The sequence below is a fragment of the Paraburkholderia sp. A1RI_3L genome (genome assembly GCF_048957895.1).
GTDB classification, from domain to species: Bacteria; Pseudomonadota; Gammaproteobacteria; order Burkholderiales; family Burkholderiaceae; genus Paraburkholderia; species Paraburkholderia kururiensis.
The window spans coordinates 591,333-605,936 of the sequence record NZ_JARCHA010000001.1 but is presented as its reverse complement, the minus strand read 5'-3'; the positions used below and the strand labels follow the sequence as shown (position 1 = coordinate 605,936).

At 64.4% G+C, this 14,604-nt stretch carries 15 protein-coding genes and 1 tRNA gene; 4 read left to right on the top strand and 12 right to left on the bottom strand.

Annotation, left to right across the window (positions count from 1 at the left end; genetic code table 11):
• Nucleotides 1-84: 84 nt before the first annotated feature.
• Nucleotides 85-1,944 (bottom strand): phosphoenolpyruvate carboxykinase (GTP), encoded by a 1,860-nt coding sequence (locus tag PXJ20_RS02930; RefSeq protein WP_421030142.1) that lies wholly within the window; start codon nucleotides 1,942-1,944, stop codon nucleotides 85-87.
• 355 nt (nucleotides 1,945-2,299) lie between these two features.
• Between PXJ20_RS02930 and PXJ20_RS02925 the strand changes: the two genes are divergently transcribed.
• Nucleotides 2,300-3,313, top strand: coding sequence for a D-2-hydroxyacid dehydrogenase family protein (locus tag PXJ20_RS02925; RefSeq protein WP_421030141.1), 1,014 nt, complete (start codon nucleotides 2,300-2,302; stop codon nucleotides 3,311-3,313).
• A 37-nt stretch (nucleotides 3,314-3,350) separates the two neighbouring features.
• On the opposite strand, the gene PXJ20_RS02920 is transcribed toward PXJ20_RS02925, so the two are convergent.
• Both PXJ20_RS02920 and PXJ20_RS02915 read right to left on the bottom strand, forming a co-directional pair.
• Nucleotides 3,351-4,220 (bottom strand): patatin-like phospholipase family protein, encoded by an 870-nt coding sequence (locus PXJ20_RS02920; protein ID WP_017772356.1) that lies wholly within the window; start codon nucleotides 4,218-4,220, stop codon nucleotides 3,351-3,353.
• 70 nt (nucleotides 4,221-4,290) lie between these two features.
• Nucleotides 4,291-4,695 (bottom strand): PaaI family thioesterase, encoded by a 405-nt coding sequence (locus PXJ20_RS02915; protein WP_017772355.1) that lies wholly within the window; start codon nucleotides 4,693-4,695, stop codon nucleotides 4,291-4,293.
• Between the two features lie 180 nt (nucleotides 4,696-4,875).
• Between PXJ20_RS02915 and PXJ20_RS02910 the strand changes: the two genes are divergently transcribed.
• Nucleotides 4,876-4,951, top strand: a tRNA-Lys gene (locus PXJ20_RS02910).
• Between the two features lie 106 nt (nucleotides 4,952-5,057).
• Nucleotides 5,058-5,375 (top strand): hypothetical protein, encoded by a 318-nt coding sequence (locus PXJ20_RS02905; protein WP_421030140.1) that lies wholly within the window; start codon nucleotides 5,058-5,060, stop codon nucleotides 5,373-5,375.
• Nucleotides 5,376-5,601: 226 nt separating this feature from the next.
• Here PXJ20_RS02905 and PXJ20_RS02900 read toward each other — a convergent pair whose 3' ends face one another.
• From PXJ20_RS02900 to PXJ20_RS02885, 4 genes are all read right to left on the bottom strand, one after another.
• Nucleotides 5,602-6,267, bottom strand: a complete 666-nt coding sequence (locus PXJ20_RS02900) for a DUF799 domain-containing protein (protein ID WP_017772353.1) — start codon at nucleotides 6,265-6,267, stop codon at nucleotides 5,602-5,604.
• 10 nt (nucleotides 6,268-6,277) lie between these two features.
• Nucleotides 6,278-6,649 carry a DUF4810 domain-containing protein gene (locus tag PXJ20_RS02895; protein WP_421030139.1) on the bottom strand — a complete coding sequence of 124 codons (372 nt, stop codon included), beginning with the start codon at nucleotides 6,647-6,649 and terminating at the stop codon, nucleotides 6,278-6,280.
• 112 nt (nucleotides 6,650-6,761) lie between these two features.
• Nucleotides 6,762-7,448 (bottom strand): CsgG/HfaB family protein, encoded by a 687-nt coding sequence (locus PXJ20_RS02890; RefSeq protein WP_026120954.1) that lies wholly within the window; start codon nucleotides 7,446-7,448, stop codon nucleotides 6,762-6,764.
• Nucleotides 7,449-7,888: 440 nt separating this feature from the next.
• Nucleotides 7,889-8,779: a LysR family transcriptional regulator gene (locus PXJ20_RS02885; protein WP_413212817.1), complete on the bottom strand. Its 891-nt coding sequence runs from the start codon at nucleotides 8,777-8,779 to the stop codon at nucleotides 7,889-7,891.
• Between the two features lie 182 nt (nucleotides 8,780-8,961).
• On the opposite strand from PXJ20_RS02885, the gene PXJ20_RS02880 reads away from it, so the two are divergent.
• Entirely contained in the window at nucleotides 8,962-9,687 is a 726-nt protein-coding gene (locus PXJ20_RS02880) for a pirin family protein (protein WP_017772349.1), read from the top strand.
• 176 nt (nucleotides 9,688-9,863) lie between these two features.
• On the opposite strand, the gene PXJ20_RS02875 is transcribed toward PXJ20_RS02880, so the two are convergent.
• The 5 genes from PXJ20_RS02875 to PXJ20_RS02855 all read right to left on the bottom strand — a co-directional run bounded on the left by PXJ20_RS02875 (nucleotide 9,864) and on the right by PXJ20_RS02855 (nucleotide 14,355).
• Complete coding sequence (locus PXJ20_RS02875; RefSeq protein ID WP_017772348.1) at nucleotides 9,864-10,655, bottom strand: ABC transporter substrate-binding protein; 792 nt, start codon at nucleotides 10,653-10,655, stop codon at nucleotides 9,864-9,866.
• A 147-nt stretch (nucleotides 10,656-10,802) separates the two neighbouring features.
• On the bottom strand, nucleotides 10,803-11,660 hold the full coding sequence (locus PXJ20_RS02870; RefSeq protein WP_421030138.1) for a carbon-nitrogen hydrolase family protein: 858 nt from the start codon (nucleotides 11,658-11,660) through the stop codon (nucleotides 10,803-10,805).
• An 11-nt stretch (nucleotides 11,661-11,671) separates the two neighbouring features.
• Complete coding sequence (locus PXJ20_RS02865; protein WP_421030137.1) at nucleotides 11,672-12,826, bottom strand: pyridoxal phosphate-dependent aminotransferase; 1,155 nt, start codon at nucleotides 12,824-12,826, stop codon at nucleotides 11,672-11,674.
• 170 nt (nucleotides 12,827-12,996) lie between these two features.
• Nucleotides 12,997-13,191: a hypothetical protein gene (locus PXJ20_RS02860; RefSeq protein WP_017772345.1), complete on the bottom strand. Its 195-nt coding sequence runs from the start codon at nucleotides 13,189-13,191 to the stop codon at nucleotides 12,997-12,999.
• Nucleotides 13,192-13,299: 108 nt separating this feature from the next.
• Entirely contained in the window at nucleotides 13,300-14,355 is a 1,056-nt protein-coding gene (locus PXJ20_RS02855; RefSeq protein ID WP_277597103.1) for a helix-turn-helix domain-containing protein, read from the bottom strand.
• Nucleotides 14,356-14,604: the final 249 nt, after the last annotated feature.

The following is a 14,604-nucleotide window of genomic DNA, read 5'->3' as shown; positions in this document are numbered from 1 at the left end:
GCTCGAGCAAACCTGTCACGGCTGCCAGAAAAGCCAAGAAAAAAGCCGCCCGAAGGCGGCTTCAAAGCGAAGCAGGCGCTCACATCACCTTGCAGACAAGCGCTTCTCCAGCGCTTCGCGCGCCTCGTTCAGCGCGGGCGGCAAGCGGTGCTGCAGCGTGTCGAAGAGTTCGGCGTGCAGTCGTAGCTCACTTCGCCACGCGTCTGTGTCGACCGACATCACCAGATCAAACTGCGCTTCGGTGAAATCGAGCCCGCTCCAGTCCAGGTCGTCGTAGCGCGGCGAAACACCGAACGCGTGCTCGTCGCCGTCGGCTTTGTCGTCCACGCGGCTCACCATCCAGTCCAGCACCCGCATGTTCTCGCCGAAACCCGGCCACACGAACTTGCCATCCGGCCCCTTGCGGAACCAGTTCACGCAGAAGATCTTCGGCAGCTTCGCGCCCAATTGCGTGAGGCGCGCGCCCACCGCCAGCCAGTGCGCAAAGTAGTCGCTCATGTTGTAGCCGCAGAACGGCAGCATGGCGAACGGGTCGCGCCGCACCACGCCCTGCTGGCCCGCCGCCGCGGCCGTGGTCTCGGAGCCCATCGTCGCGGCCATGTAGACGCCCTCCACCCAGTTGCGTGCCTCGGTGACGAGCGGCACCGTGGTGGAACGGCGGCCGCCAAATACGAAGGCATCGATAGGCACGCCGGCCGGGTTCTCCCAATCCGGATCGATCGACGGACATTGCGAAGCCGGCGCCGTGAAGCGCGCGTTCGGATGCGCCGCCTTGCGGCCGGTTTCCTTGGCGATTTCGGGCGTCCAGTCCTGGCCTTGCCAGTCGATCAGGTGTGCCGGCGGCTCGTCGGTCATGCCTTCCCACCAGACGTCGCCGTCGTCCGTGAGCGCGACGTTCGTGAAGATGACGTTCGCCTTGAGCGTCGCCATCGCGTTGTAGTTCGTCTTCTCGCTCGTGCCCGGCGCCACGCCGAAATAGCCCGCTTCGGGGTTGATCGCGTAGAGGCGACCGTCCTTGCCCGGCTTGATCCAGGCGATGTCGTCGCCGATCGTCGAAATTTGCCAGCCGTTCATGCCCGGCGGCGGAATCAGCATCGCGAAATTGGTCTTGCCGCAGGCCGACGGAAACGCTGCCGCGACATGGAACTTGCGCCCTTCGGGCGTCGTCACGCCGAGAATCAGCATGTGTTCGGCGAGCCAGCCCTCGTCGCGGCCCATCGTCGACGCAATGCGCAGCGCAAAGCACTTCTTGCCGAGCAGCGCATTGCCGCCGTAGCCGGAGCCGTAGCTCCAGATCTCGCGGCTCTCCGGGAAATGGACGATGTACTTCGTGTCGTTGCACGGCCACGCCACGTCCTGCTGCCCCGCGGCAAGCGGCGCGCCCACCGAATGCACGCACGGCACGAAGTCGCCGTCTTCGCCCAGCACGTCGTACACCTTGCGGCCCATGCGCGTCATGATGCGCATGTTCACGACCACGTACGGGCTATCCGAAAGCTCCACGCCGATGTGCGCGATGGGCGAGCCGAGCGGCCCCATCGAAAACGGCACGACGTACATCGTGCGGCCGCGCATCGCACCGTCGAAGAGACCATCAAGGGTGGCGCGCATCTCGCCGGGCGCCACCCAGTTGTTGGTGGGGCCCGCGTCCTCCTTGCGCTGCGAGCAGATGAACGTGCGGTCTTCCACGCGCGCGACGTCGGACGGCGACGAACACGCCAGATACGAATTCGGCCGCTTCTCGGGATTGAGCTTTCTCAGCGTGCCGGCCTCCACCATCTGCGCGCAGAGGCGGTCGTATTCCTCCTGCGAACCGTCGCACCAGACCACGCGCGCGGGTTTCGTCAGCGCGGCGACGCGCTGCACCCATTCGATGAGCTTGCGGTGTTTGACCCAGGCCGGCGCTTCTACGGCGGCTTGACCTGCAAAGGCGGGATGGTTCATCGAGCTGTCTCCGTTTTGTAAAAAGTAAAGGGAAAACGGCACGAGCCACGAGACGCTGCTGCGAGAGGCGGCGCGGTCTCGCCACGCAACATGCGTGGGCAAGAGGGAGCGCAAATCGTCAAGGGCCCTGCAGCCTGTCGTTCGAAACCGTCTGTAAAGCGGCTTGCATCGAGACGCGACAAGCTGTTAAAAACGCGGTAAATCTGTCTTGCATGACGCGGTGCGGCGCCGCTACGGCGCTGCAAGCGACACGACACAATCACGATTCGTACCACCATGGACGCCGCGCTTCGGTGGGACAGCCAGCATATCGCTCCGTTCCGCACCTCGTGGTGCGTCGCAAAACTCAAACGCCATGAAAATTGCCATCCTCGACGACTATCAGGACGCCGTTCGCAAACTCGACTGCTTTCAACTGCTGGCCAATCACGAGGTCAAGGTCTTCAACAACACCGTGCGCGGACTCGGACAACTGGCGAGCCGCCTTGCCGAAGTCGATGCGCTGGTGCTGATCCGCGAACGGACCCGCATCACCTCGCAACTGCTCGACAAACTCCCCCACCTTCGGATGATCAGCCAGACGGGCAAGGTGTCGAGCCACATCGATCTGCCCGCCTGTACCGAGCGCGGCATCGCCGTGCTGGAAGGCGCCGGCTCGCCCGTGGCGCCGGCCGAACTGACGTGGGCCCTCATCATGGCGGCCCAGCGGCGCATTCCGCAATACGTGGCAAACCTTAAGCAAGGGGCCTGGCAGCAGTCGGGATTGAAGACCTCGGCGCTGCCGCCGAACTTCGGGCTGGGCCAGGTGATGCGCGGCCAGACGCTCGGCATCTGGGGCTACGGCAAGATCGGCCGGCTCGTGGCCGGTTACGGCAAGGCGTTCGGCATGAACGTTTTGATCTGGGGCCGCGAACACTCGCTGGAAGCCGCACGTGCCGACGGCTATACGACAGCGGAAAGCCGCGAGGCCTTGTTCGAACAGAGCGACGTGCTCACGCTCCACCTTCGCCTGCACGACGACACGCGCGGCATCGTCAAGCTCGACGACCTCATGCGCATGAAACCCACGGCGCTGCTCGTCAACACGAGCCGCGCCGAGCTGCTGGAAGAGAACGCGCTGGTCAACGCCCTATCGCGCAACCGGCCCGGGATGGTGGCCGTGGACGTCTACGAAAGCGAGCCGATTCTGCAAGGCTATAGCCTGCTGCGCATGGAGAACGTGATCTGCACGCCACACATCGGCTACGTGGAACGGGAGAGCTACGAACTGTATTTCAGCGCTGCGTTCCGCAACATTCTCGCCTTCGATAGCGGCGACACGTCGAGCGTGGCGAACCCCGATGCGTTGCAGGGTGGGCGCCGGAGGTAATCGCTCCTGGCTCGTGTGAGCGGCGGGTCGTGATCGATCAGTTCGACTCGCTGGCAAGCTCGAGCAGTTCGGGCACGCGAGCGAGGAACTGCTCGCCATCCACGCGGCCGAGGTTGTACGCGTGCTGCATCTGCGAAGGGCTCGTGTAGTCCCAGCTCGAGATCGGCACCTTGCGCGACGGTTGCACATAGATGCGCTGCTGCGCGCCGTGCGGCACGACAAACATCTGCGGACGCGGATAGAGACGCGTCACCATTACGAGCACGAGGCCTGGGGCAGCGTCGAGTGCGCCGACCGGTACGTTATCGACCATGCCGCCATCGAGCACAGGCCGCCCGTTGCGTCGCAATACGGGCGTGAAAGGCGGCGTGCACGATGATTGCAGGATCAGGTCGGCCAGTTCCTCCACCGACGCACACGTCTGCGCCGTCACGAATTCCGGCTGAAAACCGAGCTTGCGGCCGAGCGTGGGATGCAGCGTCTTGCGAACGTACTTCTCGATGTTGTAAGCGACGAGCCCGGCCGCGACCGCGCTGCGCGCACCGAGCCAGCGCGGCAGATGCGACACGCCGATGCGAATGGCAGGCGCGTGCTTCAACTGCTCGAAGTGCTCGCCGTAGATATCGAGCAGCGCCTGACGATAAATGCGGTAGTGAGGAAACACCGACTCGCCGCGCAGCAGATTGCCCCAGTACGCATTGCGCGTGTTGTGACGCAAGGCGTTCTCGTAGTAACGCATCACCCAGTCTGCGTCACGTGTGTAGAGCATGCAGGCGGTGGCTGCGCCCGCCGAGATGCCGGCGATCACGCGCGGACGAATATCCAGCTCGGGCCGCACGACGTCCCAGAAACCGGCCTGCCACCAGCAGCGATTTCCGCCGCCGGCAAATACCACCTGATCGAACATGTTGTTCCTTCGGTCCTTCCCGGCTTCGATTTTTTTCTGCTTCCTGCAGGACTCAAAACGCCGCGGCTGCTCAGTCGAGCAGCGCGTAAGTCGTGGTGGCGTGGACGGCCATCTTGCCGTCCTCGTCGAACAGTTCGACTTCGCCGAACACGAGGTTGCGGCCCATTCTCAGCACGCGAGCGGTCACGAGCACGTCGCCCTTGCGCACGGGCCGCATGAAGCTGATGTTCAGAGAGACGGTGGTCATGGGCCGAAACTCGCCGAGCGCAGCGGAAATGGCGACGATCATCGCCGTGTCGGCGGCCGCCATGAACACCTGGCCGCAGATCACGCCGCCCGCATGGCGCAGTTCGCCAGAAAACGGCAGGCGCAGCGTGGCACCCTCCTCGCCGACGGAGACGGGCGTGAGCGCAAGCGCCTTCACCCAGGGGGCGAGCACGCGGTCGAGCAGGCTGCGGATAGCGGTGTCGTCCATTGTTTTTGCTGTGCTTTGTCGTGTCGCGACATGATAGCTGCCCGGGGTATCTCACGCCCTGAGGACAGACTCGAGCCTCGTCAGACGCCCCCTGAACGGCCGGGTCGCAGAATTTTTTAAGAAAATCAGCGGGAGGGACTAGGCAAGACAGAAAAAGTCCTGCATAATTCGCAGTCTCTTGGGGCGTTAGCTCAGTTGGTAGAGCAGCGGACTCTTAATCCGTAGGTCGAGTGTTCGAGTCACTCACGCCCCACCAAGGAATTCAAAGGGCTTAGCGTTTTCGCTAAGCCCTTTTTGTTTTTCTCCGCAAAACACCTCGAATCTGAAAGCGCTACCGCCCGCGCCGATTGCAGAAGGGCCGCATGGAAAACCTGGCAGCAACCCTCAACATCCTTTCGGCTATCGCCGCGCTGACCGCAGCAGGCTTGTGGTGGCGGGCATCGCACGCCATCGTGCCATCCGACTATGCCGAACCTGTCGCCGACGGAACCAGGTACGTCACCTTTCGCGGACGCCAGCCGGTCGGAATCACGCCATCCGGCAAGCGATACGAGTTTCTGGAGACGCTCGAACTCCAAGGACGGTTAAACACATATGCAGCAGCAACGGCCGCTGCCGCCGCCCTTCTCCAAGGTCTTGCCCTCGGCGTGCCGCTACTAGCCTCACTGGCGCAACGTTAGCCACCGCCACGCACGCACAGCCTACGCAGCACGTCACCGCTCAATAAGGCTCGCCGGCTTGCTCGCGTCGCGCAATGCGCTAAACGTCCTCATCGACATCGCTCGTTGGTTCAAACAAAAGGCGGGCAACGCATGTACCCCGCGCAGCCCGCCCTCAGCCATCAGCAACAGAACAGCCGACGCACGGCAGCGGCCACGCCGCCACTGCCGTCCCCAGCCGCCCGCTTTAATCCGTCCCGTACTTCGGCGACCGCGGCCCATACAGCAGCCCGTTCGGCGGTCCCGCGTGCAGCAGCCGATAACTCGTCACGCCCGCAATATCGTGGCTCTTGTCCGTGAGCGAGTTGGCAATCTGCTTGATTGCAGCGGTCACCAGCATGCCGATCAGGCCGCCGCCGCTATTGTTGTTGCCCTCGTTGCTGCTCGCGCTCGCCGCGCCCTGCCACAGAACATCGCCAGTCTTGAGGTCCACGAGCTTCGCCCCAGCCGTTACGACAGTGGCACTGTCCAGCACGCGGTACACCGTGCCGAACTGCGTCACCTTGCAGTACAACGCGGCGTCGGCGCCGAAGATCTCGCGCAGCTTCGCGGGCGACGTGGCCTGGATGTCGGCCGCGGTCGTAAGGCCGTTCTGCTTGAACGTTTCGTCCATCACGGCCACCGGCACCACGTAGTAGCCGGCTTCGGCGAGCGGCATGGTCATCTGCGAGAGCATGCTGTTCGTCGCCTGCACGTCGGCCGTTTCGTTGGTCGGCGGCAAAACGAGGATGGAACGCGGACGGCTGTTCTTGAACGCGGTGTAGTCCGCGTGCTTCACCGGCTGCGCACAGGCGGCGAGCAGGGCGAGCGTCGAGAAGGCAAACCAGAGTTTGAGAGAGAGGAACTTGGACATGGTGGCGCGCTCAGGGTTGTTTCGGTTTCTTCATCAGGAAGTCCATGTAGGTCGAGGACTCCGGAAAGAGTTCTTTCTCGGCCTCGAACTCCTGCATGGCCTGCGTGTCGTTACCGACGTTCGCGTACAGCATGCCCAGTTGCGCGTGAAAGCCCGGCGGCGGCGTGTGGCCCTGACCGCGAATTTCCTGCAATGACTTCTCGAGCGAATCGATCTGCGCTTGCGGCGCCTTGCCGCCCTTCAGGTAGTCGTAGACCGCGGGCTGATAGCCGTTCCATTGGTAGAGCGGCGGCGGACTGTTCGCGACGCATCCTGTGAGGAGCATCGCAGCAGCAGCCGTGGCCGGCAGGCAGATTCCCCGTATCGTGCCGATGTACTTCATTGGTAACCCCGTCTTCGTGGTTGTTGTCAGTGATTGATTCTTCCGGGACGCACCGAGGTGCGCCCACGGCGCGCTGAATCGCGCCTAACTGCGCTTACTGCTGTTACTGCCCTTACTGCGCCGCCTTCAACGCGCCCGCATCCACCTGCTCTGCGAGATGATTGACGGCTTCCTGGATGGCAAGCTCGAGCACCTTGCCGTTGAGCGTGGAGTCGTAGCTCGCGGTGCCGCCGAAGCCGATCACCTCGCGGTTCGACAGGCTGAATTCGCCCGCGCCCTGGCTCGACGCGACGACTTCGGACGTCGTGGTATTCACCACGTTGAGGCTCACCTTCGCGTACGCCACCTGGTTCTTGCCGCGGCCCAGAATGCCGAAGAATTCGTGGTCACCCACTTCCTTGCGGCCGAACTCGGTCACGTCGCCGGTGATCACGTAGTTGGCGCCCTTGATGGCCTGCCCCTTCTTCATGAAGCCGGCTTCCTGGCGAATCTCCTCGAGGTTGTCGCGATCGAGCACGTTGAAGCGCCCGCTCTGCTGAAGCGACGTGATGAGGATGGTCTTGGCCTGGCCGCCCAGGCGGTCGATGCCGTCGGAGAAGATGCCGCGCATGTAGCTCGAACGGTTATCGAACTTGCCGACGGCGATGCCCACGGGCTTGCCGGTGGCGGGCCGCTGCGCACTCGTGACGGGCGGCACGGGCAGTGTGCGCGACGACTCGGTGGCACATCCGCCCAGCGCCACGGCTGCGACAGCAGCAGCGGCGGCAAGCGTGATCCCGCAGGTCTTGAAGAGCTTCATTATTTCTTCCTCGATGGTCACGAAAACAGCAATGGTCAACACGCGACGCGCGACACCACGGCCGTGCGAAAGCACGCCGGCAAACGCGGACGCGTGAAAGAACTAGAACGCCTGGAAAGGCAGGGAAACGTTGGGGACGCGGTAGCGGCGGTGCGCCGGCCGCGAGGCATGCAGCGCGCGCGACGACGCGCGGCCCGCTGCGGTCTTATGGTGATCTGCTCGATCTGCTTGATCTAACCGGACGGCGATCGTTTTTTCAGCGACCGTGACCGTCATTCCCCGAAGCCCGGTGGGCTTGAACCCGTTGGTGCGGTGGTTCATTTTTATAGTAGAAGCCTGTTTGTAACAGGTTGTAATCTACCGAAATTTGCAATTAGCTGCGACCAAACTTCGCAAGAAATGCATAAATACGACAAATTATGCAATGCGCATCGCAGGCATCACAGGCCGAGCCCGCGGGCAAACCGCTGCCGCAGAAACTGGGTGAAGGCGCGAATCGTGACGGCGCCCTCGCGGTGCTGCGGGTACACCGCGTAAAGCGCAAGCGGAGGCGCGACGAAGCCGTCGAGCACTTCGATCAGTTTCCCGCTGCCCAGCGACCCCGCCACGATGAACTCGGGCAGCAGCGCAATGCCGAGCCCCGCCACCGCTGCATCGCGAATCACCTCGCCGTTGTTGGCGCGCAGCGGCCCGTGCACCTCGAAGGTCTGCCGCGCGCCATCCACGACGAAATCCCACCCCGAGCGTCCCTCCTGCCCATACAGCAGACAGCTATGGCGCGCGAGGTCCGCAGGTTCAGCCGGTAGCCGGTGCCCCGCCGCATAGCCGGGGCTGCTGCACGCCACCATCCTGACCTCCGCGAGCTTCTGCGCAATCAGCGTGGAGTCGGCCAGGGTGCCGATGCGCAGCGCCATGTCGAAGCCCTCGCCCACCACGTCCACTACGCGGTCGCTCAGGTCCATGTCCACGCGCACGTCCGGGTTCGCGCGCATGAAGTCCGCGATGAGCGGCGAAAGATGGACGGTGCCGAAAGACATCGGCGCGCTGATGCGCAGGAGCCCACGCGGATCGGCACGACGCGACGACATGGCCTGCTCGGCGTCGGCCACGTCCGCGAGGATGCGCTTGGCGCGCTGGTAGAAGTCGTTGCCGAGATCCGTGACCGCGAGCTTGCGCGTGTTGCGCACCAGCAGCCGCACGCCCAGGCTCGCTTCGAGCGCCATCACGCGACGGCTCACGAACTGCTTGGAGAGTTGCAGCCGGTTGGCGGCGGCCGTGAAGTTACGCGCCTCCACGGTCGCCACGAAGATTCGCAGGTCATCCAGTTGCATGGTGCCGTCCGGTTCGGTGTCGAGAAGGTTGGCTGCGCGGCGCGCCGCTTTGTCCACCACAACGCGACAGTGATTCACATTTGACGGCGATTATAGCCACATGGATTGACCTACACTGCCGTCACTGCTTCCGACAACGACGTCGTCGCTGCCGGCCCAGAAACAGATCACCGGAGAACGTCATGCTTGAAATCAGACATGCCAGCGAACGCGGTCGCGCCGAACACGGCTGGCTCAGCTCGCGCCACACGTTTTCGTTCGCCAACTACTACGACCCGAAGCAAATGGGCTTTTCGGACCTGCTCGTGATCAACGACGACCGCGTCATGCCGGGCCGCGGCTTCGGCAAGCATCCGCACCGTGACGTGGAAATCTTCTCGTACGTGCTGGAAGGCGCGCTCGAACACAAGGACACGATGGGCAACGGCTCCGTGATCGTGCCCGGCGACATCCAGTTGATGAGCGCCGGCACGGGCGTGGCGCACAGCGAGTACAACCCGTCGGCTACGGACCGCGTGCACTTCCTGCAGATCTGGATCGCCACGCAGAAGAACGGTGAAACGCCGCGCTACCAGCAACGCATGTTCACGCCCGAAGAGAAGCGCGGCACGCTGCGCCTCGTGATCTCGCCGGAAGCGAGCGGCGAGTCGCTGCAAATCCGTCAGGACACGCGCGTCTATGCCGGTCTCTTCGACGGCGACGAACGCGCGGAACTGGAGCTTGCCGCTGAGCGCTACGCCTACGTGCACGTTGCTCGCGGCAGCATCGAGGTGAACGGTGTGACGCTGGGCGAAGGAGATGGCGTGCGCATCCGCGACGAACGCAAGCTCACGTTCAGCGGCGGCAAGGACGCCGAGATTCTCGTGTTCGACCTGCGCAACATCGAGGTCTCGGACTTCTGGGGCTGATCCGCTCGTGGGTCAGTAAATGAGCGATGGCGCGGTACGCAACGTACCGCGCCATCGCTTTGTCGTTTAGCCGGCCGGCCGAGGACCGCAACCAGCGCCCGGCCCGGCAGCGCGCTTCGCCGGCTTATCCGCTTTGTTCGCGCTTTGTTCGCGCTTTGTTCGCGCTTTGTCCGCGCTTATTTCACCGATACGTCGATGTCGCCGAAGTACTTCCGGGCCAGCGTCTTCACGGTGCCCTCGGCCTGCACTTTGGCGATGGCCGCGTCGAGTTGCTTCTTCAGCGCCGCGTCGCCCTTGCGGATGCCGAACGCGATGCCGCTGCCCAGAATCTTGTCGTCGCGCACGGGCTGGCCGACGAACGCGAAGTCCTTGCCGTCCGGACGCGAGAGGAAGCCCGTCTGCCCTGCCGGCGCGAGTACGAGCGTCGCGTCGAGGCGTCCTGCCTGAAGGTCCGCGTACACCTGGTTCTGGTCCTGGTACGGCACCACCGTCACGCCCGCGTTCTCCCAATGGGCCTTCGCGTAGCTCTCCTGGATCGATGCCTGCAACACGCCCACGCGCTTGCCTTTCAGCGATTCAGCCGTGGGCAGCAGGCCGCTGTCGCGACGCGCGATCAGTTGCGTCGGCACGCGGTAGATCACGGTGGTGAAGTCGATGGCTTCGCGGCGCTTTTCCGTGGCATTCATGGCCGAGTTGATCGCATCGAACTTGCGGCCCTGCAACGCGGGAATCAGGCCGTCGAACGACGTTTCCACCCATTTGCAGGTCAGATGCGCCGCACCGCACACCGCGTTGCCGATATCGATGTCGAAGCCTTGTAGTTCGCCGTTAGGCCCCTTCGATTCGAACGGCGGGTACTGCGCTTCCAGGCCGAAGCGCAACACCGAATCCGCAGCGAACGCGCTGACTGAGGCAGATGCCGAGGCGAACGCGCATGCAAGCACGAGCAGTTTTCCGAGCAACTTCATGGATGATCCCCTTTCGTCTGTTTCGTCTGTGATGTGACGCCGCTTGTGGACGTCCATAAGCGATGCGCGGAAGTGTCCGCGCCGCCCTGTTTTCCAACCTCGTGCTTCCAAACTCGTGGTTGCCGGCGTTCATGCCGACCTGCCCGATCATGCGGTGGGTGCCACTTCCGCAGGCGTCGCAATGCGCCGGTGTTCGAGCACCGGCAAGCGCGCGCGCACGGCGTTAAGCGTCTCGGCGCTCAGCGTGGCCAGCGCCACGCCGGGCCCATCCGCGTGGCACGCCAGCACCTCGCCCCAGGGCCCGACGATCATACTGTGACCAAAAGTTCGCCAGCCATTGGGATGGGTCCCGCACTGGCCCGACGCGAGCACATACGCCTCGTTCTCCACGGCACGCGCTCGCAGCAGCAATTCCCAATGCGCGAGGCCGGTGGTGTGCGTGAACGCCGCGGGCACAGCGATGACGTCCGCAGCCGGCTTCGCACGAAAGAGTTCGGGAAAGCGCAGGTCGTAGCACACGGACATGCGTAGCATCCCGAACGGACCTTGCGCGGTGCCGATCGCGTCGCCGCCCACCATCGTGTCGCCCTCGGCGTGCTGTTCCGCGCCCTGGTTGAAGCTGAAGAGGTGAATCTTGTCGTAGCGCGCCGTGCACGCGCCCCTGGGATCGAACAGCAGCGACGTGTTGTACGCGTGCGTGTCGCGTTGCTCGCCGCTCGCGGGACGAATCGGCACAGTGCCGCCGATGAGCCACGTCTGCGTGTCGCGCGCAAGATCGGCGAGCGCGCGCTGAATCGGCCCGTCGCCGAATGTTTCGCCCAGCTTCACGCGCTCGTCTTCGCCTACGCCGATCCAGCAGAAGTATTCGGGCAGGCAGACCAGCGTGGCGCCGCGGCGCGCCGCCTCTTCCACCCAGCGGCGTGCCTCGGCCAGGTTGTGTGCCACATCGGCCGTACTGCTCATCTGCACGACCGCTGCCGTCGTTGTGCCTTGCGTGGCGCTCATGCCGCGCTCCCTCAGATTTCGCACAGCCGCCGCGCGCCTTCCAGCAGCGTGGCGTCGTCTTTCGAAAAGCTCAGGCGGATCAGGCCGGAGTCCGTGCCATCGGTGTAAAACGCCGACAGCGGAATGGTGGCCACGCGTGCATCGCGAATCAGGCGCAGCACGAAGTCGCTGTCGCGCTCGTCGGAGAAGTGGCGAAAGCGCGCGAGCATGAAGAAGCTGCCTTCGCTCGGCAGCAATTCGAAGCGCGATCCGGCCAGCGCGTGCGCGAGCAGATCGCGCTTGCGTTGATAGAACGCGGCAAGGTCGAGGTAGCTCGCCGGGTCGGCAAGCGCCTCGACGAACGCGTACTGCATCGGCGTGTCCGCGGAGAACACCATGAACTGGTGCACCTTGCGGATCTCGTCCATCAACGCCGCAGGCGCGAGGCAATAGCCCACGCGCCAGCCCGTGACGTGATACGACTTGCCGAACGACGACACGATCACGCTGCGTTCGGCGAGTTCGCGGTGGCGCGCCATGCTGTGGTGGCGAGCGCCGTCGAAGATCACGTGCTCGTAGACCTCGTCCGCGAGCACCACGATGCCGGTGTTGTGCGTAACGGCCTTGAGCCGCTCGATGTCGGCGTCGCTGAATACCGTGGCCGTGGGGTTGTGCGGCGTATTCACGATGATCATGCGCGTCTTCGGCGTGATCTTCGCGGCCACCTCGTCCCAGTCCACGCGGAAGTGGTCGGTAGAAAGCTTGATGGCGACGGGCGTGGCGCCCTGCAGCCGCACGATGGGCGCGTAGCTGTCGAACGAGGGTTCGAAGTAGATCACCTCGTCGCCCGGATGCACGAGCGCGCTGATGGCCGAATACAGGCCTTCGCTTGCGCTCGCGATCACCGTGACCTCGGTAGCCGGGTCGTAGCGCGTGCCGTAAAGCTGCTCGACCTTCTCTGCAAGCGCGTCGCGCAGCGCGCCGACGCCCGCCATCGGCGCGTACTGGTTGTGGCCCTCGCGCATGGCGCGCGTCACGCCGTCAACCAGCCTTGCATCCGGATCGAAATTGGGTGCGCCCTGCGAGAGGTTCAGCGCGTCGTGTTGCGCGGCGAGCTGACCAATCACCGTGAAGATCGTGGTACCGACGTCGGGCAGTTTCGAGCGAATCTGCAAGGCGCTCTGCATGGGGCTTTCTCCATCTGACAGGATCTGCGGCCGGCCTGCGCGGCAGGCGGCGCCTCGATCCGATGGTAGCGATTAAGCCCGATCCACCCTGCGCCCACAATCGAAACTTCGTCATGCGGGCCATGCATTTACATCATGGCGGCGGCGCTCACAGAGGCGCCGCGTCGCATTCACTGCAACGGCCGCCCTTCGATCTGTTCATACAGAACGTTGCCCTCGTCGTCCTCGAAGCGCTCCACGTAATTGCGTGCGCCGCACAACGGGCAGCGGAATAGCAGGCCTTGCCCTTCGTTCTTGATGACGACATCGGACAGCTCCCACGGCTGGCCGCAGGACTGGTTTCGGCAGACAAACTGGCTGGACATGCTGGGTTCTCCTGGCGGTAGGGCTGCCAAGACTACCGCATGTGGGCGGACAAGGGAGAAAACGGCGAGTGTGGCCAGCGCAAGCCTGTTTCCTGATGGGAGCAGGCCCTAGTGCGCAAAGGCCGGCGTCGGCATGCCGGTCATGCCCTTGAGCGTCTCCGACGGACGCACGCCGAAGAGCCGCCGGTAGTCCGTGGCGAACTGACTCAGGTGCCAGAAGCCCCACGCTGCGGCCACGTCCTGCACCGAGCAGGCGTCTTGCGCGGCGCGGCCTTCGCGCGCCGCGTTGCACAGGTCGCGCCGCGCGCCGTTCAAGCGAATGGCGCGCAGATAGGTGACGGGTGCCATGCCGAGCACGTCCTGAAAGCAGTACTGCAACGTGCGGCGGCTCACGTGCAGCCGTTCGCAGAGTTCCGGCACGCCCACCGGCCGGTCGCGGTGCTCGAGCACGTGGGCGCGCGCCGCTGCCACGATTGCCTGGCGCCGTTGCGGCGTAGTTGCCGCAAGCGGCTGCGCGTGGTCGGCCGAGCAGAGGTCGAACAGCGCCGCCAGCACCGACGATTGCAGGTTGCTGCGCGCGAAGCCCGAAAGCGGCACGCCGGCCTGTGCGCCGTCGTCCAGCATCTGGCGCAGCGACGTGCACAGGCGCAGCTTGCGCGCCGCGCCGATGGAGACCACCTCGGTGTGCGGCACCTGGTTCGTGAGCCCGAGGTGCTCGACCTCGGCCGCATAGCGCCGCAGCACGTCGCCCTGCACCACCACGCCGAAAAACTCGTAGCCGGCCGGCGTGACGAGTTCGAACTCGACGCCGCCGGGCCGGAACGCGAGGGCGTCGTCGCCGATCAGCTGGGCGTCGATGCGCCCATTGCCCTCGCGGCAAAGCGGAATGCCGAACCAGTACGCGTCCGATTGCACCTCGCAAGTCTGGCGCAGCGCGTGGCTCGTCGTTTCGCGAAACACCGTCATGTGGTCGAGAAACAGCTCGGTGAGCGTGCCCGTGAAGCGGCCCGCGCTCAGCTGATCGTAGATCTGATCCCAGCCGTGCAGACTGCGCGCCTGCTCGTCCGCATCGTGCGCGACCGAGTTGCGCAGACACAGATCGTCGTCCGTGGCGGCGCGAGCGGTGGGCGCAGCGGCGTGGGGATACGGGGAATCGGTGTTCATACCGGGCCGGCAAAAGAGGCATTCATGACGACTCCATCACGCAAGTCCCATGCCGATGGGGCTCGCCGCCCTGCGGCAGGGTGTCGCGGCGAGGTTGCTCCATTCGTGAACAGAACCGCGGAATCTGTTCAGAAATGGCGCGCTACATGAAACAGCACGAAACAGTGAGAGAACAACGAGACAACAACGTCATGCCATGCCGCAAAGCAGTCTCGGCCCGCGCATGCATCGCCGCAGTGCGCCGCGCAC